The organism is Rhizobium tumorigenes (assembly GCF_003240565.2).
In the GTDB taxonomy this organism is placed as follows: domain Bacteria; phylum Pseudomonadota; class Alphaproteobacteria; order Rhizobiales; family Rhizobiaceae; genus Rhizobium; species Rhizobium tumorigenes.
The window spans coordinates 1,110,150-1,133,775 of the sequence record NZ_CP117255.1 but is presented as its reverse complement, the minus strand read 5'-3'; the positions used below and the strand labels follow the sequence as shown (position 1 = coordinate 1,133,775).

21 protein-coding genes are annotated in these 23,626 nt (G+C 58.5%); 3 read left to right on the top strand and 18 right to left on the bottom strand.

Annotated elements, in window-relative coordinates; all coding sequences use genetic code 11:
* The 10 genes from rpsS to rpsL form a co-directional block, all read right to left on the bottom strand.
* Positions 1–279, bottom strand: a complete 279-nt coding sequence (gene rpsS, locus PR017_RS05645) for a 30S ribosomal protein S19 (RefSeq protein WP_111220682.1) — start codon at positions 277–279, stop codon at positions 1–3.
* A gap of 15 nt (positions 280–294) precedes the next feature.
* The gene (rplB, locus tag PR017_RS05640; RefSeq protein ID WP_111220681.1) at positions 295–1,131 is read right to left on the bottom strand and encodes a 50S ribosomal protein L2; all 837 of its coding nucleotides are present in this window, start codon (positions 1,129–1,131) and stop codon (positions 295–297) included.
* Between the two features lie 11 nt (positions 1,132–1,142).
* The gene (locus tag PR017_RS05635; RefSeq protein ID WP_111220680.1) at positions 1,143–1,436 is read right to left on the bottom strand and encodes a 50S ribosomal protein L23; all 294 of its coding nucleotides are present in this window, start codon (positions 1,434–1,436) and stop codon (positions 1,143–1,145) included.
* Positions 1,433–2,053 carry a 50S ribosomal protein L4 gene (gene rplD, locus PR017_RS05630; RefSeq protein ID WP_111220679.1) on the bottom strand — a complete coding sequence of 207 codons (621 nt, stop codon included), beginning with the start codon at positions 2,051–2,053 and terminating at the stop codon, positions 1,433–1,435. Before rplD ends, PR017_RS05635 begins: the two co-directional genes overlap by 4 nt.
* A 13-nt stretch (positions 2,054–2,066) precedes the next feature.
* Positions 2,067–2,708, bottom strand: coding sequence for a 50S ribosomal protein L3 (gene rplC, locus PR017_RS05625; RefSeq protein WP_111220678.1), 642 nt, complete (start codon positions 2,706–2,708; stop codon positions 2,067–2,069).
* A 39-nt stretch (positions 2,709–2,747) separates the two neighbouring features.
* On the bottom strand, positions 2,748–3,056 hold the full coding sequence (gene rpsJ, locus PR017_RS05620) for a 30S ribosomal protein S10 (protein WP_003547547.1): 309 nt from the start codon (positions 3,054–3,056) through the stop codon (positions 2,748–2,750).
* Positions 3,057–3,364: 308 nt separating this feature from the next.
* A complete protein-coding gene (gene tuf / locus PR017_RS05615; RefSeq protein ID WP_111220656.1) occupies positions 3,365–4,540 on the bottom strand; it encodes an elongation factor Tu in 1,176 nt (391 codons plus the stop codon).
* A gap of 64 nt (positions 4,541–4,604) precedes the next feature.
* Positions 4,605–6,704, bottom strand: coding sequence for an elongation factor G (gene fusA / locus PR017_RS05610; protein ID WP_111220677.1), 2,100 nt, complete (start codon positions 6,702–6,704; stop codon positions 4,605–4,607).
* A gap of 30 nt (positions 6,705–6,734) precedes the next feature.
* Complete coding sequence (gene rpsG, locus PR017_RS05605) at positions 6,735–7,205, bottom strand: 30S ribosomal protein S7 (protein WP_111220676.1); 471 nt, start codon at positions 7,203–7,205, stop codon at positions 6,735–6,737.
* A gap of 78 nt (positions 7,206–7,283) precedes the next feature.
* Positions 7,284–7,655, bottom strand: a complete 372-nt coding sequence (gene rpsL, locus PR017_RS05600; protein ID WP_003507760.1) for a 30S ribosomal protein S12 — start codon at positions 7,653–7,655, stop codon at positions 7,284–7,286.
* A gap of 506 nt (positions 7,656–8,161) precedes the next feature.
* Between rpsL and PR017_RS05595 the strand changes: the two genes are divergently transcribed.
* Complete coding sequence (locus PR017_RS05595; protein ID WP_111220675.1) at positions 8,162–8,455, top strand: transcriptional regulator; 294 nt, start codon at positions 8,162–8,164, stop codon at positions 8,453–8,455.
* A gap of 160 nt (positions 8,456–8,615) precedes the next feature.
* Complete coding sequence (locus tag PR017_RS05590) at positions 8,616–9,326, top strand: acid phosphatase (RefSeq protein ID WP_111220674.1); 711 nt, start codon at positions 8,616–8,618, stop codon at positions 9,324–9,326.
* A gap of 280 nt (positions 9,327–9,606) precedes the next feature.
* On the opposite strand, the gene rpoC is transcribed toward PR017_RS05590, so the two are convergent.
* From rpoC to secE, 8 genes are all read right to left on the bottom strand, one after another.
* The gene (gene rpoC, locus PR017_RS05585; protein ID WP_111220673.1) at positions 9,607–13,815 is read right to left on the bottom strand and encodes a DNA-directed RNA polymerase subunit beta'; all 4,209 of its coding nucleotides are present in this window, start codon (positions 13,813–13,815) and stop codon (positions 9,607–9,609) included.
* Between the two features lie 189 nt (positions 13,816–14,004).
* Positions 14,005–18,144, bottom strand: coding sequence for a DNA-directed RNA polymerase subunit beta (rpoB, locus tag PR017_RS05580; RefSeq protein ID WP_111220672.1), 4,140 nt, complete (start codon positions 18,142–18,144; stop codon positions 14,005–14,007).
* A 260-nt stretch (positions 18,145–18,404) separates the two neighbouring features.
* Positions 18,405–18,782 carry a 50S ribosomal protein L7/L12 gene (rplL, locus tag PR017_RS05575; RefSeq protein ID WP_111220671.1) on the bottom strand — a complete coding sequence of 126 codons (378 nt, stop codon included), beginning with the start codon at positions 18,780–18,782 and terminating at the stop codon, positions 18,405–18,407.
* Positions 18,783–18,840: 58 nt separating this feature from the next.
* Positions 18,841–19,362, bottom strand: a complete 522-nt coding sequence (gene rplJ / locus PR017_RS05570) for a 50S ribosomal protein L10 (protein WP_111220670.1) — start codon at positions 19,360–19,362, stop codon at positions 18,841–18,843.
* A 335-nt stretch (positions 19,363–19,697) separates the two neighbouring features.
* On the bottom strand, positions 19,698–20,393 hold the full coding sequence (gene rplA, locus PR017_RS05565; RefSeq protein ID WP_111220669.1) for a 50S ribosomal protein L1: 696 nt from the start codon (positions 20,391–20,393) through the stop codon (positions 19,698–19,700).
* 4 nt (positions 20,394–20,397) lie between these two features.
* Positions 20,398–20,826, bottom strand: coding sequence for a 50S ribosomal protein L11 (rplK, locus tag PR017_RS05560; protein ID WP_111220668.1), 429 nt, complete (start codon positions 20,824–20,826; stop codon positions 20,398–20,400).
* Positions 20,827–21,001: 175 nt separating this feature from the next.
* Positions 21,002–21,532, bottom strand: a complete 531-nt coding sequence (gene nusG / locus PR017_RS05555) for a transcription termination/antitermination protein NusG (protein ID WP_111220667.1) — start codon at positions 21,530–21,532, stop codon at positions 21,002–21,004.
* 18 nt (positions 21,533–21,550) lie between these two features.
* Positions 21,551–21,751 carry a preprotein translocase subunit SecE gene (gene secE / locus PR017_RS05550; RefSeq protein ID WP_111220666.1) on the bottom strand — a complete coding sequence of 67 codons (201 nt, stop codon included), beginning with the start codon at positions 21,749–21,751 and terminating at the stop codon, positions 21,551–21,553.
* Positions 21,752–22,245: 494 nt separating this feature from the next.
* Between secE and PR017_RS05545 the strand changes: the two genes are divergently transcribed.
* Positions 22,246–23,586, top strand: coding sequence for an MFS transporter (locus tag PR017_RS05545; protein ID WP_111220665.1), 1,341 nt, complete (start codon positions 22,246–22,248; stop codon positions 23,584–23,586).
* Positions 23,587–23,626: the final 40 nt, after the last annotated feature.

Genomic DNA, 23,626 nt, shown 5'->3' with positions numbered 1-23,626 from the left:
TTACTTCCTCTTCGCCTTCTTGTCCGCGCCGTGACCGTAATAGGTACGGGTGGGTGCGAACTCACCGAACTTATGACCGACCATGTCTTCGTTGACATTGACCGGGATATGCTTGCTGCCGTTGTAGACACCAAAGACCAGACCAACGAACTGAGGCATGATGGTGGAGCGACGGCTCCACATCTTGATCACTTCATTGCGTCCACCTTCGCGAACCTTCTCAGCCTTCTTGAGAAGATAGCCGTCAACAAACGGACCTTTCCATACTGAACGAGCCATTGGAGACTTCCTCTCTTACTTCTTGCGCTGATGGCGCGAGCGCATGATCATCTTATCGGTCGACTTGTTCGACCGAGTACGCTTGCCCTTAGTCGGCTTGCCCCATGGCGTAACCGGGTGACGACCACCCGAGGTACGGCCTTCGCCACCGCCGTGCGGATGGTCGACTGGGTTCATCACGACGCCGCGTACATGCGGCTTCTTGCCGCGCCAACGCGAACGACCGGCCTTGCCGTCGTTGGTATTGCCATGATCCGGGTTGGAAACGGCACCGATCGACGCCAGGCAGGTGCCTGGTACGAGGCGCTGTTCACCCGAATTCAGGCGAAGGATAGCCAGGCCGGCATCGCGGCCAACCAGCTGTGCATAGGCGCCGGCGGAACGGGCAATCTGGCCGCCCTTGCCGGGCTTCATTTCAACGTTGTGGATGATCGAACCGACAGGGATGAACTGCAGCGGCATGGCGTTGCCAGGCTTGATGTCCACGACCTTGTCGGAAGCGATGACCTTGTCACCGGGCGCCAAACGCTGCGGTGCGATGATGTAGCGCTGTTCGCCGTCTTCATACTTGATGAGAGCGATGAAAGCAGAACGGTTAGGGTCGTACTCGATCCGCTCAACCGTGCCTTCCATGTCGAACTTGCGACGCTTGAAGTCGATCAGGCGGTAGGTACGCTTGTGACCGCCGCCCTGGAAGCGAACAGTGATGCGACCGGTGTTGTTACGACCGCCCTTGGAAGCCAAGCCTTCGGTCAATGCCTTGACAGGCTTGCCCTTGTAGAGCGACGAACGATCGACGATGACCAGCTGACGCTGGCTCGGGGTCGTCGGATTGAATGATTTCAATGCCATTTTCTAATTCCTCACAGACCTGTGGAGACGTCGATGGTCTGGCCTTCGGCCAGCGTCACGATCGCCTTCTTCACGTCTTTCTGCTTGCCGACAAAACCGCGGAAACGCTTGGTCTTGCCGAGGCGGCGCAGAGTATTGACAGCAGTCACCTTGACGCCGAACAGGGCTTCGACAGCGGCCTTGATCTGCGGCTTGGTAGCTGTCAGGGCAACATTGAAGACAACCTGGTTATACTCGGAAACCATGGTGGACTTTTCGGTGATCGACGGCGAGACGATCACGTCGTAATGGCGAATATCGGTCACTTGAAGCGCTCCTCTAGAGCCTCGACAGCGGCCTTGGAAAGCACGAGCTTACCGCGACGCAGAATGTCGTAAACGTTGATGCCCTGGATCGGCAGAAAGTCGATGTTCGGGATGTTTGCGGCTGCAAGCTTGAAGTTGGCGTCGAGCTCGGCACCGCCGATGAGCAACGCGTTGGTCAGGCCCATTGCATCGAACGTGTTGGCCAGAACCTTTGTCTTGGCTTCCGTTGCGATGAAGTCATCGATAACGATGATGTCTTCAGCCTTGAACTTCGTCGACAGAGCATGACGCAGGCCGAGGGCGCGAACCTTCTTCGGCAGATCATGTTCGTGACTGCGAACAACCGGGCCGTGAGCCTTACCACCGCCACGGAACTGAGGTGCACGTGCGGAGTGGTGACGAGCGCGGCCCGTACCCTTCTGCTTGTACATCTTGGCACCGGTGCGCCAGATCTCGGCACGGCCCTTGGACTTGTGCGTGCCAGCGCGCTTCTTTGCCAGCTGCCAGCGAATGACGCGAGCGAGAATGTCCTCGCGCGGCTGGAGGCCGAAAATCGCATCAGAAAGGGAGACCTTCCCGGCGTCTTTCCCCTCGAGGGTCTTGACGTTAAATTCCATTGGTTCGGCTCCCTTACTTCGCGGCTGACTTGACGGCGTCGCGAACGATGATCCAGGCACCCTTGGAGCCCGGGACGGCACCCTTGATCAGGATCAGACCGCGATCTTCATCGGTCGAAACCACTACAAGGTTCTGCGTCGTGACGCGCGTCTGGCCCATGTGGCCAGCCATCTTCTTGTTCTTGAATACCTTGCCCGGATCCTGGCGCGAACCGGTCGAACCGTGTGAACGGTGCGAGACGGACACGCCGTGGGTGGCGCGCAGGCCGCCGAAGCCGTGACGCTTGATAGCGCCGGCAAAACCCTTACCGACCGTGGTGCCGGTAACATCGACCAGCTGACCAGCGGCGAAATGAGCAGCCGTGATTTCGGCGCCGATTTCGAGCAGGTTGTCTTCCGAGACCCGGAATTCCTGCAGCTTGGTCTTCGGCTCGACGTTTGCAGCGGCAAAGTGGCCACGCAGGGACTTCGAGGTATTCTTGACCTTGGCCACACCAGAACCAACCTGGACAGCGACGTAGCCATTCTTTTCGACCGTACGCTGGGCTACCACCTGGCAGCTCTCCATACGCAGTACCGTAACAGGGACATGCTCGCCTGCGTCATTATAGACGCGCGTCATTCCCACCTTCTGTGCAATCACACCTGAACGCATCGGTTCAATCCTTCTCACTCAGCTCGAAGACTGTAAGTCTCAGAGCTTGATCTCAACATCGACACCAGCAGCGAGATCGAGCTTCATCAGCGCGTCTACTGTCTGGGGGGTCGGGTCAACGATGTCGAGAAGGCGCTTGTGCGTGCGCATCTCGAACTGTTCGCGGCTCTTCTTGTCGATGTGCGGGGAGCGGTTAACCGTAAACTTCTCGATACGGGTCGGAAGTGGAACGGGGCCCCGGACGCTTGCACCGGTGCGCTTAGCCGTCGATACGATCTCACGCGTAGAAGCGTCGAGAATCCGATGATCGAACGCCTTAAGGCGAATGCGGATATTCTGGCCGTTCATTCGACATTATCCTTGTTGTCTGTTATCGCCGCGCCCTCGAGAGAATGCGGTTTGTCTTATGACGTAAGGCGGATCACCGGTTTCAAAGATCGAGAGGGACACCATTGTTTGGCATCCCTATCCAGCCTTTGGGCTACCTAGCCCACCTTATTGTTCTATTTAAAAGCCGCTTCGACATGCGAAGCGCCGCGCAAATCGCGCCTGCGCGCCATTTGCTACATTTCCGTGTCATAAGCAAGCGGCCAAGGCCCCCTGCTTCATATTATTGTCACGGTATCGGCTGCCGCTTGCGCGGCAGCCGTCCGTTATTACTCGACGATCGAGGCTACGATGCCGGCGCCGACGGTACGGCCGCCTTCGCGGATAGCGAAGCGCAGCTTTTCTTCCATGGCGATCGGCACGATCAGTTCGACAGCAACAGTGACGTTGTCGCCAGGCATGACCATTTCCGTGCCTTCCGGCAGGGAGACGATGCCCGTCACGTCCGTCGTGCGGAAGTAGAACTGCGGACGATAGTTGGTGAAGAACGGTGTATGACGGCCGCCTTCTTCCTTCGTCAGGATGTAGGCTTCAGCCATGAACTTCTTGTGTGGCTTGACCGAACCTGGCTTGCACAGAATCTGGCCACGCTCGACGCCGTCACGGGTGACGCCGCGGATCAGCGCGCCGATGTTGTCGCCAGCCTGGCCCTGATCGAGCAGCTTGCGGAACATTTCAACGCCGGTAACCGTCGTCTTGGCCGTTGCGCGGATGCCGACGATTTCGACTTCTTCGCCGACCTTGACGATGCCGCGCTCGACGCGACCGGTCACGACCGTACCACGGCCGGAGATCGAGAACACGTCTTCGATCGGCAGCAGGAACGGCAGGTTGATCGGACGCTCAGGCGTCGGGATGTATTCGTCGACAGCAGCCATCAGAGCGCGGATCGCGTCTTCGCCGATCTTCTTGTCCGAATCTTCGAGAGCGGCCAGAGCCGAGCCCTTGATGATCGGGATATCGTCGCCCGGGAAGTCGTAGGACGACAGAAGTTCGCGCACTTCGAGCTCAACGAGTTCGAGCAGCTCTTCGTCGTCGACCTGGTCGACCTTGTTCAGGAACACGACGATGGCGGGAACGCCGACCTGACGGGCAAGCAGGATGTGCTCGCGGGTCTGGGGCATCGGGCCGTCGGCGGCCGAGCAGACCAGGATCGCGCCGTCCATCTGGGCAGCACCGGTGATCATGTTCTTGACGTAGTCGGCGTGGCCGGGGCAGTCGACGTGTGCATAGTGACGGGCAGGCGTTTCGTATTCGACGTGTGCCGTCGAGATCGTGATGCCGCGTGCCTTTTCTTCCGGTGCAGCGTCGATCTGGTCGTAACGCTTGTATTCGCCGAAATACTTGGTGATCGCTGCCGTCAGAGACGTCTTGCCGTGGTCAACGTGGCCAATCGTGCCGATGTTAACGTGCGGCTTGTTGCGCTCAAACTTACTCTTTGCCATTTCGGCTCTCCGTTATCTCTTCCCGTACAGGGATTATTCTTGTTTCGGTCAATTGGTATTCCGGTTATTTCTGACCGGAATACTTTGCCTGGATTTCAGTGGCTACATTCGACGGAACCGGCGAATAATGATCGAACGTCATCGTGTACTGAGCGCGGCCCTGAGACATCGAGCGCAGGTTGTCGACGTACTTGAACATGTTCGCGAGCGGAACATTGGCGTTGATGACAACGGCAATACCGCGGCTTTCCTGGCCCTGGATCTGACCACGACGCGAGTTCAGGTCGCCAATGACGTCGCCGACGTAATCTTCAGGCGTAACGACTTCGACCTTCATCATCGGCTCGAGAAGCTGAGCGCCAGCCTTCTTTGCCGCTTCACGGAAGCAGGCGCGGGAGGCGATTTCGAAGGCGAGGACCGAGGAGTCGACGTCATGGAAGGCACCGTCGATGAGGGTAGCCTTGACGCCGAGCATCGGGAAGCCAGCAAGCGGACCGGACGACATGACGCTTTCGATGCCCTTCTGAACGCCCGGGATATATTCCTTCGGAATAGAGCCGCCAACGATCTTGGATTCGAACTTGAATTCGTCGCCATCAGGGTTCGGTTCGAAGACGATCTTGACGCGCGCGAACTGGCCGGTACCACCGGACTGCTTCTTGTGCGTGTAGTCTTCTTCGTGCTTCTTCGTGATGGTTTCGCGGTAGGCAACCTGCGGCGCACCGACGGTGGCTTCTACCTTGAATTCGCGGCGCATGCGGTCGACGAGGATGTCGAGGTGCAATTCGCCCATGCCGGCAATGATCGTCTGGCCCGATTCTTCGTCCGTCTTGACGCGGAAAGAAGGATCTTCAGCAGCCAGGCGGTTGAGCGCGAGGCCCATCTTTTCCTGGTCGCCCTTGGTCTTCGGCTCGATGGCGATCTGGATGACCGGCTCGGGGAATTCCATGCGCTCGAGGATAACCTGGTGCAACGGATCGCAAAGCGTGTCGCCCGTTGTGGTTTCCTTGAGGCCTGCGAGAGCAACGATGTCGCCGGCGAAGGCTTCTTCGATGTCTTCACGGGAGTTCGAGTGCATCTGCAGCATGCGGCCGATGCGCTCGCGCTTTTCCTTGACCGTGTTCATCACCGCCGTGCCCTTTGTGAGCTTGCCGGAGTAGATACGGGCAAAGGTGAGCGAACCGACGAAGGGGTCGTTCATGATCTTGAAGGCGAGCATCGAAAGCGGCTCTTCATCCGAAGGATGACGGGCAATTTCGAGTTCTGTCTTCACGTCGATGCCAGCGATCGAAGGAATGTCGAGCGGCGAAGGCAGGTAGTCGACAACGGCGTCGAGCAAAGGCTGAACGCCCTTGTTCTTGAAGGCCGTGCCGCAGAACATCGGATGGAACTTGACATCGATGGTGCCGCGACGAACGAGTTCGCGGATCTTCTCGTTGTCAGGCATGATGCCTTCGAGATAGGCTTCCGTCGCAGCTTCATCGATATCGACGACCTGCTCGATCATCTTTTCGCGATATTCCTGCGCCTTTGCCTTCATGTCTTCCGGGATCTCGGTGACATCCCACTGAGCGCCGAGCGACTCGTCGCGCCAGATCAGGGCGTTCATCTCGACCAGGTCGATAACACCGATGAAATCGCTTTCAGCGCCGATTGGCAGCTGCATGACAACCGCGATGGCACCCAGGCGGGTCTTGATCATCTCGACCGAGCGATAGAAATCGGCGCCGGTCTTGTCCATCTTGTTGCAGAAGATCATCCGCGGGACGTTGTACTTCTCGGCCTGACGCCAGACGGTTTCCGTCTGCGGCTCTACACCGGCGTTGGCATCGAGAAGAGCAATCGCACCGTCGAGGACACGCAGCGAACGCTCGACTTCAATCGTGAAGTCGACGTGGCCGGGGGTGTCGATGATGTTGAAGCGGCGGGTCTTGCCGTCCCGACCCTTCCAGTAGGTCGTGGTAGCAGCAGAGGTAATCGTGATCCCACGTTCCTGCTCCTGCTCCATCCAGTCCATCGTGGCTGCGCCGTCGTGAACTTCGCCGATCTTGTGCGACTTGCCGGTGTAATAAAGAATACGCTCGGTGGTCGTGGTCTTACCGGCGTCGATATGCGCCATGATACCGAAATTGCGGTAGTCTTCGATTTTATATTCGCGAGCCATAATGGACTGCCTTTCGGATACCGTTCGAGATTACCAGCGATAGTGCGAGAACGCACGGTTGGCATCGGCCATCTTGTGCGTGTCTTCGCGCTTCTTGACGGCGCTGCCACGGTTGTTGGAGGCGTCCAGCAGTTCGCCCGAGAGACGGTCGACCATGGTGGTTTCGTTACGCTTGCGGGCAGCAGTGATCAGCCAGCGGATAGCAAGTGCCTGGCGGCGCTCTGGGCGCACGTCAACAGGAACCTGGTATGTCGCACCACCGACGCGGCGCGAACGGACTTCGACGTGCGGAGCGATGTTGTCGAGCGCAGAGTGGAACACGACGAGCGGATCCTGCTTGGACTTGCCCTGGACGTTTTCGAACGCGCCGTAAACGATCGTTTCAGCGACCGACTTCTTGCCGTGCAGCATGATCGCATTCATGAACTTCGTAACGATCAGATCGCCGAACTTAGGGTCCGGATTGATCTCGCGCTTTTCAGCTTTGTGACGTCTTGACATAGTTTTGTCTCTTCAAATGTTGCCGGCGCCTTATCACGCGGAGAACCTCGCGCAGCACCTTAAATTCTGAACCCGAAATTACTTCGGACGCTTTGCGCCATACTTGGAACGGCGCTGCTTGCGGTTCTTGACACCCTGGGTATCGAGAACGCCGCGGATGATGTGGTAACGAACGCCCGGCAAGTCCTTTACGCGGCCGCCACGGATCATGACGACAGAGTGTTCCTGAAGGTTATGGCCTTCACCAGGAATGTAGCCGATGACTTCGAAGCCATTGGTCAGGCGGATCTTGGCAACCTTACGCAGAGCCGAGTTAGGCTTCTTCGGGGTCGTCGTGTAAACGCGTGTGCAAACGCCACGCTTCTGCGGGTTTTCCTGAAGTGCAGGAACCTTATTGCGCTTTACCTGTGCCTGGCGAGGCTTGCGGATCAGCTGGTTTACGGTAGGCATTCAACCATCCCTTAAAATCTTGTCTCAACACCCTTGCGGGCATAACATTCGCCGTTTCCGGCAGCACCACACGTATCGGTAATGCACAAAACGTGGCCCGACCCGCTTTCACGGATGGACCACATCAAAGCAGAGGACGCCAGTTTATGGCGTCATGCGTGCGGAAAACCTGTATTCAACGTGCGTTTAGAACCTTGTTTGAGGTGATCTCCAGAGCGTGTCGCTCCGAACAGCCATGCCTCACATCTGTTCTGATGGGGCGGGTACTACTGGCTTCAAGGCCTTTCGTCAAGGCCGGACACAAAATTATCTTGGCGCTTCGCTCACCAAACCCCTGGAAAGCAGCGCTTTAGAGGCCAATTATAGGGGAAATGCGGTGCCGGTGACAAGATAGACTTTGGCATGGCATTGAAAGCCTATAAGGAATCGACCACCGGCCGTACACGCCAGGGCTACAGCAACCCTAGATTCGCAAGATCGAATCGACTCGCCTGAGGAACTCCCCGATGATCACCAATCCGGACAACGACAACAACTATGACGGCCCAATGGTTTTCATCATCATCGGCAAGGGCTACGAGACCGATGGCGGCGAAGGTGTCGAACTGCATGTCATGCTGAGGGCCGCAGACGACGACACCGCCGTACGCGAGGCGCTCAACGCCCTCTCCGAGGAAGGCTTCATCGAAGCCGATCTTGACCAGATCGGCATGCTCACGGAAGTCCCCACCGAGGAGCCCCACGCATCAGCCTACAACGGCGCGCTTGAAGGCGAAGTGGCGATCATCCGGTTCCGGTGAATGCAACGGAGCCTGATGCGCTGAAGGGCTTGGTTTACGGGGCTCTGCGTATGCTAGTGGCCGATCTAGCTTGCCCATCATCCTTCCTAACAAAACTGTCACACAGCTAAAACACTCCCTTGATACCTGCGCAGCGTGTCACTGCATCAGGGGAGCCACCATGCAACACTTTGCCAAGATCTGCGCCATCAGCCTCGCTTTCACCGTCGGTATCGCCCTGCCCTCGTTTGCCGAGGATGCCAAGGCCAAGCCGTTTACCGATGCCAAGGAGGTCAATCTCCTTGTGCTGTTGCCACCACCACCCGCCAATGACTCTGCGCAGATGAAGGCCGAGCTCGGCGAGATCCTGACCCTTCAGGTTACCCGCACACCGGAGCAGTCGGCTCGCGCCGTTGCCGACGCCGAGGAAAATGTCTGGCGCTTTGCTGATGTCATCGACAGCCCGAAGTTCACCATGGAAAACCTGCCGAAGTTCACGGCCTTCTTCGATCGCATCGTCGAAACCGAAGGCGCTGTCACCGATCCGGCCAAGAAGGTCTGGAACCGCCCTCGCCCGCATCTCTATAGCGATCTCGTGCACCCGGTCGTGCCGCTGTCGAAGTCCGGCTCCTATCCCTCCGGCCATACGACGGTCGGAACCCTGATGGGGATCGTGCTTTCCAACATGCTGCCGGAAAAGAAAGCCGCGCTGATGGCGCGTGCCTGGGAATATGGCCATAACCGCATGGTTGGCGGTATCCATTACGCCACCGATATCGAAGCCGGCCGCATCTCCGGCACGGTCATCGCATCGACGATCATGACCCATGACGACTACAAGACGGAATTCGAAGCGGCCAAGGCCGAGTTGCGTACCGCGGTGGGCATGTGAGATAGCCGAAGTTTATGTGATGGGGCCGCCGGCAAACCGGCGGCCCTTTCTTTTATCGTCAGCACCGTCCGTCATCCTCGGGCTTGTCCCGAGGATAGAATCTACCGGCGATTTCTAGTGATTGCAGATCCTCGGGACACTCCCGAGGATGACGGCGGAGTTGGCCTGATACCGCTACGCTACCAATCTCTGCCGCGTCATCTAGCGAACACGAAAAACGCAAAACACCGCCCGGAAGGCTCCGGGCGGTGTTTTTGTGTCTTGACCCTGGGGCCGCCGATTACTCGGCGGCTGGGGCCTTTTCGTTGAGGTTCTGCAGCATCGGCGTGGCGACGGCCGATCCGGAGCCCTTGCGGCGCTCTTCGAGGATCAGTTCGTCGCGCGCCGTGGCGATGCGGCGGATCTGCGTCATGGTACCACCGGTACCGGCCGGGATAAGGCGGCCGACGATGACGTTTTCCTTCAGGCCCTGCAGGCCATCGGTCTTGCCGGCGATTGCAGCTTCCGTCAGCACCTTCGTCGTTTCCTGGAAGGACGCGGCGGAGATGAAGGACGGCGTCTGCAGCGACGCCTTGGTGATGCCGAGCAGAACCGGATCGCCGTAGGCAGGCTTCTTGCCTTCCTCGATCAAGCGGTCGTTGTTGTCTTCCAGCTCGATACGGTCGACGTTATCGCCGACGATATAGTGGCTGTCGCCCGCATCGGTGATTTCCACCTTCTGCAGCATCTGACGAACAATCACTTCGATGTGCTTGTCGTTGATGACAACGCCCTGCAGACGATAGACTTCCTGGATTTCGTTGACCAGGTACGAAGCGAGTGCCTCGACGCCCTTGATCGCCAGGATGTCGTGCGGTGCCGGGTTACCGTCGAGGATGTAATCACCCTTTTCGATGTAGTCGCCGTCCTGAAGATGGAAGGGCTTGCCCTTCGGGATCAGGTATTCGACTGGCTCGACGCCGTCTTCCGCAGGCTCGATGATGACGCGACGCTTGTTCTTGTAGTCGCGGCCGAGACGGATCGTGCCATCGATTTCGGCGATGACAGCGTGGTCCTTCGGACGACGGGCTTCGAACAATTCGGCGACGCGCGGCAGACCGCCGGTAATGTCCTTGGTCTTGGCGCTTTCCAGCGGCGAGCGGGCAAGAACGTCACCCTGGGATACCTTCTGGCCTGGCTCGACCGAGAGAATAGCCTCGACCGAGAGGAAGAAGCGGGCATCGGTACCGCGGGGCAGCTTTGCAACATTGCCGCTGGCGTCCTTGATGACGATCGCCGGCTTGAGGTCCGAACCGCGTGGGGTCGAACGCCAGTCGATGACCTGACGCTTTGTGATGCCTGTCGCTTCGTCGGTGGCTTCCAGAACAGACAGACCGTCGACGACGTCTTCGAACTGAACCGTACCGGCCAGTTCCGTCATGATCGGACGTGTGTAGGGGTCCCACTCTGCGAGGCGCTGTCCACGACGAACCTTGTCACCATCATCCACATAGATCTTGGAACCGTAGGCGACGCGCTGCGAGGAGCGCTCGACACCGCGTTCGTCGAGGATCTGGATCGTCATGTTGCGGCCCATGGCGACGAGAACGCCGTCAGAGTTGCGCAACATGTTACGGTTCTTCAGCTGCGCCGTACCTTCGTAGGACGCTTCGAGGAACGACTGGTCGACCACGGTTGCCGTGCCGCCCAAGTGGAAGGTACGCATGGTCAGCTGGGTGCCTGGTTCACCGATTGACTGCGCGGCGATGACGCCGACAGCTTCACCGATGTTGACCGGCGTACCACGGGCCAGATCTCGGCCGTAGCAGACGCCACAAACGCCCGTCTGGATTTCGCAGGTCAGCGCAGAACGAATACGGATCGACTGGATGCCGGCCTTTTCGATCTCGATGACATCTGGCTCGAGGATCATCTTGCCAGCATCGACGATGCGCTCGCCCGTAACCGGGTGATCGATATCGTCCAGCGCCGTGCGGCCGAGGATACGGACACCGATGGAGGCAACGACCTGACCGGCATCGACGATGGCGGTCATGGTGAGGCCCGACTCTGTACCGCAATCGACGTGCGTTACGATGCAATCCTGCGCAACGTCGACGAGACGGCGCGTCAGGTAACCGGAGTTGGCTGTCTTCAGGGCGGTGTCTGCAAGACCCTTGCGGGCGCCGTGGGTCGAGTTGAAGTACTCGTTAACGGTCAGGCCTTCCTTGAAGTTCGAGATGATCGGCGTCTCGATGATTTCGCCCGAAGGCTTGGCCATCAGGCCGCGCATGCCGCCCAGCTGGCGCATCTGGTTCGGAGAACCGCGGGCACCGGAGTGGGACATCATGTAAATCGCGTTCATCGGCTTCTGGCGACCGGTGGCCTCGTCGAACTCGACGGCCTTGATCCGGGCCATCATGTCTTCAGCGACCTTTTCAGTAGCCTTGCCCCATGCGTCGACGACCTTGTTGTACTTTTCGCCTTGGGTAATCAGGCCGTCATTGTACTGCTGTTCGTATTCCTTCACCAGGCTTTCGGTGTCACCGACGATCTTGGCCTTGGTTTCCGGAATGACCATGTCGTCCTTGCCGAACGAGATGCCGGCGCGGCAGGCGTGAGCGAAGCCGAGCTGCATGATACGGTCGCAGAAAATGACCGTGTCCTTCTGGCCGCAGTGACGGTAGACCGTGTCGATCATCTTGGAGATGTTCTTCTTGGTCATTTCCTGGTTGCAGGTTTCGTAAGGAACCTTGAATGCCTTCGGCAGAAGTTCGCCGATGAGCATGCGGCCAGGCGTCGTTTCATAGATCTTCGAATAAGGCTTGCCCTCTTCGTCAATCGACTTGAAGCGGCCACGCACCTTGGAGTGCAGCGTGACGACCTTGTTTTCAAGGGCGTGATGCAGCTCGCCAAGATCCGAGAAGGCCATGCCTTCGCCCGGCTCGTTCTGGTTCATGATCGACAGATAGTAGAGGCCGAGAACCATGTCCTGCGACGGCACGATGATCGGTGCGCCGTTTGCAGGGTGCAGGATGTTGTTGGTCGACATCATCAGGACGCGTGCTTCAAGCTGGGCTTCCAGCGAGAGCGGCACGTGAACAGCCATCTGGTCGCCGTCGAAGTCGGCGTTGAAGGCCGTGCAGACGAGCGGGTGCAACTGGATGGCCTTGCCTTCGACCAGCATGGGCTCGAATGCCTGGATGCCGAGACGGTGAAGCGTCGGCGCACGGTTCAGGAGAACCGGGTGCTCGCGGATGACCTCGTCGAGGATATCCCAGACTTCCGGCTTTTCCTTCTCGACCAGCTTCTTCGCCTGCTTGACGGTCGAGGAGTAACCCTTGGCGTCGAGACGGGCGTAGATGAACGGCTTGAACAGTTCGAGCGCCATCTTCTTCGGCAGGCCGCACTGGTGCAGCTTCAGTTCAGGACCCGTCACGATAACCGAACGGCCCGAATAGTCTACGCGCTTGCCGAGCAGGTTCTGGCGGAAGCGGCCCTGCTTGCCCTTGAGCATGTCGGAGAGCGACTTCAGAGGACGCTTGTTAGCACCCGTGATGACGCGACCGCGGCGGCCGTTGTCGAACAGCGCATCTACGGATTCCTGCAGCATGCGCTTTTCGTTGCGGATGATGATGCCGGGCGCACGAAGCTCGATCAGGCGCTTCAGGCGGTTGTTGCGGTTGATAACGCGGCGATAGAGATCGTTCAGGTCGGAGGTCGCAAAGCGGCCGCCGTCCAGTGGCACCAGCGGACGCAGGTCCGGCGGGATCACGGGAACGATCTTCATGATCATCCATTCCGGGCGATTGCCAGATTCCATGAAGTTCTCAACGATCTTGAGACGCTTCATCAGCTTCTTCTGCTTCAGGTCCGACGTGGTGTCGGCGAGATCCTGGCGCAGATCGCCAGCGATCTTTTCGAGATCCATGGAGGCCAGCAATTCGAAGATGGCTTCGGCGCCGATCATCGCTGTGAACTGGTCTTCGCCGTATTCGTCAACGGCAAGCATGTACTCTTCTTCCGAGAGCATGTGATGCTCCTTCAGAGCAGTCAGGCCTGGCTCAGTGACGATGTAGTTTTCGAAGTACAGGACGCGTTCAACGTCTTTCAACGTCATGTCGAGCAACGTCGAGATGCGCGATGGCAGCGACTTCAGGAACCAGATGTGGGCAACGGGTGCCGCCAGTTCGATATGGCCCATGCGCTCGCGACGAACGCGTGACAGCGTCACTTCGACGCCGCACTTTTCGCAGATGATGCCCTTGTACTTCATGCGCTTGTACTTGCCGCACAAGCATTCGTAGTCCTTGATCGGTCCGAAGATCCGCGCGCAGAACAGACCATCGCGCTCAGGCTTGAACGTACGATAGTTGATGGTTTCTGGCTTCTTGATCTCACCGTACGACCAGGAGAGGATCTTCTCCGGCGATGCGATGGAAATTCGAATTGAATCGAAGTTCTGTGCAGGCACCTGCGGATTGAAAAGATTCATGACCTCTTGGTTCATGCCTGTCTCCTTCTTGGGCGAAACGCCCCCAAATGCGATCAGTACCGGCAAATTCCCGGGAACCGGACTGACGCCTTAAAACGACAATAACCGCAGATTGCGGCGGAATCGTCCCTGCCAGGCCAAACAATAACGTGATGGCGGAGGGACGATGCGCGCTGCCTCAGGCAGCGCGCACCTTATCGATTGTTACTCGGCCGCGTCCGGCAATTGCACTGGCTGCAGATCCTCGAGCTTGGAATTCTCCAGCTCGACGCTCAGACCCAGCGAACGCATTTCCTTGACGAGAACGTTGAAGCTTTCCGGAATACCAGCCTCGAAGGTGTCGTCGCCACGGACGATCGCTTCGTAGACCTTGGTACGGCCGGCGACGTCGTCCGACTTCACCGTCAGCATTTCCTGCAGCGTGTAGGCTGCACCGTATGCTTCCAGTGCCCAGACTTCCATTTCCCCGAAGCGCTGACCGCCGAACTGCGCCTTGCCACCCAGCGGCTGCTGGGTCACGAGCGAGTAAGGACCGATCGAGCGGGCATGGATCTTGTCGTCGACCAAGTGGTTGAGCTTCAACATGTAGATGTAGCCGACTGTCACCTGACGGTCGAACTGTTCACCTGTACGTCCGTCGTAGAGCGTCGACTGGCCGCTTTCCTTGAGACCGGCAAGACGAAGCATGTCGTTGACGTCGGCTTCATGGGCACCGTCGAACACAGGCGTTGCAATCGATACGCCGCGCTTCCACTGATCGGCCAGGCGAACGACGGACTCGTCGTCGTAATCCCTGACTTCGTCGCCCTTCGGACCAGAGCCGACGACGTCGTCGATCGTCTTGCGCAGCGGAGCGATATCGCCACCTGCCTTGTAGGCTTCCAAGAGATCGCCGATCTGGCGACCCATGCCGGCGCAGGCCCAACCCAGATGGGTCTCAAGGATCTGGCCAACGTTCATGCGCGACGGAACGCCGAGCGGGTTAAGCACGATGTCGACATGCGTGCCGTCTTCGAGGAACGGCATGTCCTCGACCGGCAGGATGCGCGAAACCACGCCCTTGTTACCGTGACGGCCAGCCATCTTGTCGCCTGGCTGGATCTTGCGCTTCACAGCGACGAAGACCTTGACCATCTTCATGACGCCCGGAGGCATTTCGTCGCCGCGCTGGACCTTTTCGACCTTGTCCATGAAGCGCTGTTCAAGGCGCGACTTGGATTCATCGTACTGGCCACGGAGCGCTTCGACTTCGCCCTGGATCCGTTCGTCCTCGACTGCAAACATCCACCACTGCGAGCGGGGATATTCGGAGACGACGGCGTTGGAGAGCTCGACGCCCTTTTTGAAGCCCTTCGGACCGGCAACAGAAACCTGACCGCGCAGGTTTTCGATCAGGCGGCCGTAGACGTTACGGTCGAGGATCGCCTGTTCGTCGTCGCGGTCCTTGGCAAGACGTTCGATTTCTTCCCGCTCGATCGCCATCGCACGTTCGTCCTTTTCAACGCCGTGGCGATTGAAAACGCGAACTTCGACGACGGTACCGTAGGTGCCCGGAGGCATCCGCATGGAAGTGTCGCGAACGTCGGAGGCCTTCTCACCGAAGATGGCGCGCAGAAGCTTTTCTTCCGGCGTCATCGGGCTTTCGCCCTTCGGTGTAATTTTGCCGACCAGGATGTCGCCCGGCGTCACTTCGGCGCCGATGTAGACGATGCCGGCTTCGTCGAGGTTCTTCAGCGCTTCTTCCGAGACGTTCGGAATGTCGCGGGTGATTTCTTCCGGACCAAGCTTTGTGTCGCGCGCCATCACTTCGAATTCTTCGATGTGAATGGAGGTGAACACGTCGTCAGCAACGATACGCTCGGAGAGCAGGATCGAGTCTTCGTAGTTGTAGCCGTTCCATGGCATGAACGCGACGAGCACGTTCCGGCCGAGCGCGAGATCGCCGAGATCCGTCGAAGGACCGTCCGCCAGGATATCGCCGCGGTTGACGACGTCACCGACGGTGACCAGCGGACGCTGGTTGACGCAGGTGTTCTGGTTGGAACGCTGGAACTTCATCAGGCGGTAGATATCGACGCCGGACTTGGAGGCATCGAGACCTTCGGTAGCGCGGATAACGATACGCGTCGCGTCGACCTGGTCGACCACGCCGCCACGACGGGCGCCGATGGCAGCGCCTGAGTCACGGGCAACGATCGGCTCCATACCGGTGCCGACGAACGGAGCTTCGGCACGCAGCAAAGGCACGGCCTGACGCTGCATGTTCGAGCCCATCAGAGCGCGGTTGGCGTCGTCGTTTTCCAGGAACGGGATCAGCGCGGCAGCGACCGAAACCAGCTGCTTCGGCGAGACGTCCATCAGGTTGATATTGTCGCGCGGAGCAAGCATGACTTCGCCGGCATGACGGCAAACCACAAACTCTTCGGCAAACGAGCCGTCGGCGTTCATTTCGGCGTTGGCCTGGGCAACGTAGTACTTGGCCTCTTCCATTGCGGAGAGGTAGAGCACTTCGAACGTGACCTTGCCGTCGATGATCTTACGGTAAGGGCTCTCGATGAAGCCATACTTGTTGACGCGGGCAAACGTGGCCAGCGAGTTGATCAGGCCGATGTTCGGACCTTCCGGAGTCTCGATCGGGCAAATACGACCGTAGTGGGTCGGATGCACGTCGCGGACTTCGAAGCCGGCGCGTTCGCGGGTCAGACCACCTGGGCCGAGAGCCGAAAGACGGCGCTTGTGGGTGATTTCCGAGAGCGGATTGACCTGGTCCATGAACTGCGACAGCTGCGAGGAGCCGAAGAATTCGCGGACGGCGGCAGCGGCTGGCTTGGCGTTGATCAGGTCCTGCGGCATGACGGTGTCGATCTCGATCGACGACATGCGTTCCTTGATGGCGCGCTCCATGCGAAGCAGGCCGAGGCGGTACTGGTTTTCCATCAATTCGCCGACAGAACGCACACGACGGTTGCCGAGGTTGTCGATGTCGTCGATTTCGCCCTTGCCGTCGCGCAGTTCGACCAGCATCTTGACCACGGCCAGGATGTCTTCCTTGCGCAGCGTGCGTACCGTGTCCTCGACTTCGAGGTCAAGGCGCATGTTCATCTTGACGCGGCCGACAGCCGACAGGTCGTAACGCTCGCTGTCGAAGAACAGCGAGTTGAACATGGCTTCGGCCGAATCCATTGTCGGCGGCTCGCCGGGGCGCATGACGCGGTAGATATCGAACAGCGCATCCTGACGGTTCTCGTTCTTGTCGACCGAGAGCGTGTTGCGGATGTAGGCGCCGATGTTGATGTGGTCGATGCCGAGAACCGGGATCTCGTTGAAACCGGCCTTCAGGATGATCGGCAGCGTCTTTTCATCGAGTTCGTCGCCGGCTTCGAGATAGATCTCGCCGGTCTCGAAGTTGACGATGTCTTCGGCAAGGAAGTTGCCGTACAGCTCTTCATCAGTCGCCTTGAGGGCCTTGAGGCCCTTCTCGGTCAACTGCTTGAGCAGGCGCGGGGTCAGCTTCTTGCCGCCTTCGACAACGACTTCGCCGGTGTCGGCGTCGATCATGTCCGTGATCGTCTTGGCGCCCTTCAGCGTCTCGGCGATGAACGGAATGCGCCAGCCGTCGCCGGAACGCTCATAGGTGGACTTGGTGTAGAAGGTCTCGAGGATCTCCTCGCCATCCATTCCGAGCGCCATCAGCAGCGACGTTACCGGGATCTTGCGGCGACGGTCGATACGGGCATAGACGATGTCCTTGGCGTCGAACTCGATGTCGAGCCAGGAACCGCGATAAGGGATGACGCGGGCAGCAAAAAGCAGCTTGCCCGACGAATGGCTCTTGCCCTTGTCATGGTCGAAGAACACGCCTGGCGAACGGTGCATCTGAGAGACGATGACGCGCTCGGTGCCGTTGACGACGAAGGTGCCGTTGTTGGTCATCAGAGGCATGTCGCCCATGTAGACCGACTGCTCCTTGATGTCCTTGATGGACTTCGCGCCGGTATCTTCGTCGATATCGAACACGATCAGGCGCAGCGTCACCTTCAGCGGCGCGGCATAGGTGAGGTCGCGCTGACGGCATTCGTCGACGTCGAACTTCGGCGGTTCGAACTCGTACGAGACGAATTCGAGCATCGAAGTGCCCGAAAAATCGGTGATCGGGAAGACCGACCTGAAAACCGACTGGAGGCCCTCGTCAGGACGACCGCCCTTGGGTTCGTCTACCAATAGAAACTGGTCATAGGATGCCTTCTGAACCTCAATAAGGTTCGGCATCTCTGCGACTTCAGGAATCTTACCAAAAAATCTGCGTACGCGCCTGCGACCGTTGAACGAAAGGGTCTGAGCCATCGTCGCTCCTTCAAAATCTTGCATCCGGGCCTGCAACTGACGGGAACCGCTGGCCAGGCGATCCCGTCTATCAATGAGTGGTTCAATCTCGTCTCACATTCGAATGCGCAGGCGCGGATGCCGTGTCGTATTCGCCTGGAGACTATCCTCTTGAAGAACTCATTACCGAAAAGCCGAAGATGCGGCCCTTAGGTAAGGTGTTCGGAAAAAACGGCAAATGGGAGGTGGCACGAAGCCACCCCCCAGACGCAGTTTGAAGATTACTTAACGTCGACCTTAGCGCCGGCGTCTTCGAGCTTCTTCTTGATGTCAGCGGCTTCAACCTTGTTGACGCCTTCCTTGACAGCCTTAGGAGCGGCTTCAACGAGGTCCTTAGCTTCCTTCAGGCCGAGGCCTGTGATCGCGCGGACTTCCTTGATGACGTTGATCTTGTTCGCGCCGATGTCCGTGAGGATGACGTCGAACTCAGTCTTTTCTTCTTCAACGACAGCAGCAGCGCCACCGCCAGCAGCGGCTGCAGCAGCAACCGGAGCAGCAGCGGAAACGCCCCACTTTTCTTCGAGGAGCTTCGACAGTTCAGCGGCTTCAAGAACGGTCAGAGCAGAAAGGTCGTCTACGATCTTTGCGAGATCAGCCATGGTATAATTCCTTTTATATTCGGTTCGATCTGGGTTGTTTTAACAGCAAAAAACCGCCTTAAGCGGCTTCTTCGTCCTTCTTGGCATAGGCGGCAAACACGCGGGCAAGCTGAGCTGCCGGTGCTGCAACGACGCCTGCGATACGGGTAGCTGGAGTCTGGATCATCGCCAGCAGCTTCGAACGCAGTTCATCAAGCGAAGGCAGGGTCGCAAGCGACCGGACAGCGTCCGCGTTGAGTGTTGTCGATCCCATGGAGCCACCGAGGACAATGATCTTGTCATTGGTCTTGGCGAAATCCACGAGTACCTTTGGAGCCGTGATCGGGTCTGCGCTGTAAGCAATCAGCGTCTGACCCTTGAAGAGATCAGCGATCCCTTCCGACTCGGTGCCCTGAAGAGCAATCTTGGCCAGGCGGTTCTTCGCGACTTTGACGGTACCGCCAGCAGCGCGCATTTTTGAACGAAAATCGTTCATCTGTGCAACTGTGGCACCGGCATAGTGGGCCACGACAACTGAGCCGGCGGCCTGGAAGACCCCGTTCAATTCCGTGACAAATTCGCGCTTTTCCGCTTTTTCCACTGCTTTTCTCCAGTTGACAGGTCCGTGTAGAACGGCCCTGCCGGGTTGCCTTTTGCCTCAAGGGATCGAAGAGATCCCAAGCGACGCTTGAGGATCCTGTCCCCTCGCGCCTGGACCCCGGGGGATCGCAGAACACAAGGCATCCAAGGCTCGAACCGAGTTCATCGAAGTCAAAAACTTCATCTAAATTCGGGTCTTACCCGTCTCATGCAGGCATCAGTGATTAAGGGATAACCACCTGCAATCTCGGACAGGAATTCCGGATTTCTCCGGAAATCCCAACCTCCGGAGAGGTCGGGAATTCTTGATGGCCGGACTTGCGCCCGGCCGAATTATCAGACCGGTGCGGTGACCGAGGCAACTTCGATACGGACGCCTGGGCCCATGGTCGAAGAGATTGCAACGCGCTTGACATAAATGCCCTTGGCGCCAGCCGGCTTTGCCTTGATGACGGCGTCGGCGAATGCGCGGATGTTTTCTTCCAGCGCCTTCGGCTCGAACGAGGCCTTGCCGATGCCGGCGTGGACGATGCCAGCCTTCTCGACGCGGAACTCGACTGCGCCACCCTTGGATGCCTTGACGGCGCCAGCGACGTCCATGGTCACGGTGCCGACCTTCGGGTTAGGCATCATGCCGCGTGGGCCGAGGACCTTGCCGAGACGACCGACCAGCGGCATCATGTCAGGCGTTGCAATGCAACGGTCGAAATCGATCTTGCCACCCTGGACGATTTCGACCAGGTCTTCGGCGCCAACGATGTCGGCGCCAGCTGCGCGGGCTTCATCAGCCTTTGCGCCGCGAGCGAAAACAGCGACGCGAACGTCACGGCCGGTGCCGTTTGGCAGGTTGACAACGCCACGGACCATCTGGTCGGCGTGACGTGGGTCGACGCCGAGGTTCATGGAGACTTCAACGGTTTCGTCGAACTTGGCGATAGCCCGTTCCTTGACCATGCCGATGGCGAGATGGAGAGCGTAGAGCTGGGTCGGATCAACGCCGACGCGGATTTTCTTGATGCGCTTCGCAACCATCGGATTAACCTACCACTTCCAGGCCCATGGCGCGGGCAGAGCCCTCGATCATGGCCATTGCACCTTCGATATCCGCGGCGTTCAGGTCCTTCATCTTCGCCGTAGCGATGCTGCGAACCTGGTCACGGGAGATTTCGCCTGCCTTGGTCTTGCCTGGCAGCTTCGATCCCGAAGTGATCTTTGCTTCCTTCTTCAGGAAGTAGCTGACCGGCGGCTGCTTCATGATGAAGGTGAAGGACTTGTCCTGGTAATAGGTGATGACGACCGGGATCGGCATGCCCTTTTCCATTTCCTGCGTGGCGGCATTGAACGCCTTGCAGAATTCCATGATGTTTACGCCACGCTGACCAAGCGCCGGGCCGATTGGCGGGGACGGGTTAGCCGATCCTGCCTTGACCTGAAGCTTGAGCTGGCCTGCAACTTTCTTAGCCATATCTCTCTGCCTTTCACTGTTGGCCGGTTGCCCGGCCGTTGATGCCGGATCGCTCCGGCGGCTGCGGTTGCGTGGTACGGACGTCAGGTTCGGCTAGAACCCTGCCCTTCCACGCGCTTGCGGCAAATGCCGCGCACCATCCGTCACGTAAATGACGGATGGTGAATTCAAAAACTCAGACCTTCTCGACCTGTGCGTATTCGAGCTCGACCGGCGTTGCGCGGCCGAAGATGGAGACTTCCACCTTGAGGCGCGAACGCTCTTCGTCGACATCCTGGACCGTGCCGTTGAACGAAGCGAACGGACCGTCGGAAACGCGAACCTGCTCGCCGATCTCAAACGAGATGGAGGCCTTCGGACGCTCGACACCTTCCTGGACCTGACCGAGAATGCGATCAGCCTCGCTGTCGGGGATCGGAACCGGCTTGTTGTCGGAACCTAGGAAGCCAGTGACCTTCGGCGTATTCTTGATCAGGTGATAGGCTTCGTCGGTCAGATTAGCCCGAACCATGACGTAGCCCGGAAAGAACTTGCGCTCTGCATCGACCTTGCGGCCGCGACGAATCTCGACAACCTTTTCGGTCGGCACGAGGATCTTTTCGAACAGGTGCGACAGACCCTTCTGGCGCGCCTTGTTCTCGATATCCTCGGCAACCTTCTTTTCAAAATTAGAATAAGCGTGGACGATGTACCAACGTGCCGCCATCTTCATCTCCACTCGATATTAATTGCCGGCCTGCAGCACGTAACCAAGAATCCAGCCAATAAGCTGGTCGGCAGCAAAGAAAAACATTGCCGCGAATACCACCATGACCAGCACCATGACGGTGGAAATCACCGTTTCACGGCGCGATGGCCACGTAACTTTCGCTGTCTCGGAGCGGACCTGCCGGAGAAACACGAGCGGATTCGATTTGGATGCCATTGACTGCCCACGCAATTACGGCGCGTAAAGCTGAACGAGTCAGCCCCACGCACCGCGTGTCTGTTGAACCCTTACATAACGACCGATTCCCTTTTTAACAAGAGATGAATCAGTCGCTCACGAATTTTGCCGCAGATGCAGCAAACCGACCCGAGAAGCAGCGAAACCTTCGCGCTGGTCAGATCGGCATCTATAAGGCCTAAACAACAGGATTTCCTTGACGACACCAAAAGGTGTCCCGCGAGAATTCTCTGCCTATCGGCTACAATGTCCTAGCACGTCACCTTGTGAGCATTCAAGTGCTTTCACGTCGAGATTGTGCCTGGGTTGCGGATCACCCACGCAAGCCCTCCCGCTCGCCGATGCCCCCCCACTCCGGCGAACCGAATGATGTGCTGGCATCAAAAGCGGAGATATTGTTCAATATCGTGCGCAACCAATTTTGGCCGCCTGCGTTGCGGCTTGGTATAGGACTTCAAGAGCGAGGGACGACGATGAGCCAAGATCATGCCAACCCCAAGTCATCGACACTGGAGGAGGACGCCCGCGACCTCCACCGCGGCGAGACGAGCGCTCCGGCAAATGTATCCATCGGCGTCATCATCGGGCGAACGTCCGAGTTCTTCGACTTCTTTGTCTACGGCATAGCCTCGGTTCTGGTCTTCCCCCGTCTGATGTTCCCCTTCATCGATGGGGAGACAAACAGGATCCTTTGCTCGTTCGCCATTTTTTCGCTCGCCTTCATCGCCCGCCCGCTCGGATCGCTCATCTTCATGTGGGTGGACCGGAACTATGGCCGCGGCACCAAGCTCACCATTGCGCTTTTCCTCCTTGGCGGATCGACGGCAGCGGTTGCCTTCCTGCCAAGCTACGACGAGCTCGGCGTGTGGGTCATCATCATGCTGGCTGCGTTCCGCATTATCCAGGGGATCGCACTTGGCGGAGCCTGGGACGGCTTGGCGTCGCTTTCAGCATTAAACGCACCGGCAGACCAGCGTGGATGGTATGCAATGATCCCGCAACTCGGCGCACCGATTGGATTTGCTCTCGCCGCTGTACTCTTCGCCTACTTCGTCGGAAATCTGTCTGATGAAGACTTTCTGTCATGGGGGTGGCGCTATCCGCTGTTTGTCGCCTTCGCTATCAATGTCGTCGCCCTGTTCGCGCGACTTCGGATCGTCGCAACGCCGGCCTTCGAGCAGGCATTGCTGGAACGGGAACTGCAGCCGCGCTTCGTGCTCGAGACAATTCGTACGCAAGGGCGCGAGATCCTGATCGGATCTTTCGTCCCGCTCGCGGCGTTTGCGACCATCTACCTCGTCACCATATTTCCGTTGAGTTGGAGCGTTGCCACCGACAGGCGCGGCGCTGCCGACATGCTGCTCTGGCAGGTCGGCGCATCGGTATTTGCCGTCGTCGGCATCATCCTCTCCGGCTTGCTGGCCGACAGGATTGGGCGATCGCGCGAACTGCTGCTGGGAGCGCTGCTGATCGCCTTGTTTGCGTTTGCAGCACCCTTCCTGCTGACACTCGGGCAAGCCGGCCAGAATGTCTTCCTGCTGATCGGTTTCTTCGTGCTTGGCATTTCCTTCGGACAATCGTCCGGTGCCGTTGCAACCCGATTTGCGCCGCAGTTTCGCTACACCGCCTCGGCATTCACCTCCGATATAGCCTGGCTTTTGGGCGCTGCCTTTGCTCCCCTCATCGTGCTCGCGCTTGCGACCCATGTCGGCATATGGGCGATCGGCGCCTACCTGTTGTCGGGCGCAATCTGCACCGCCCTTGCGTTGTCACTGACTGGTGACCGCAAGAACGTCGAGACCGTGCCTCGCTGAGGTTCTTCCCGGGCGGACACATCCTCTTGCATCGGGAAGA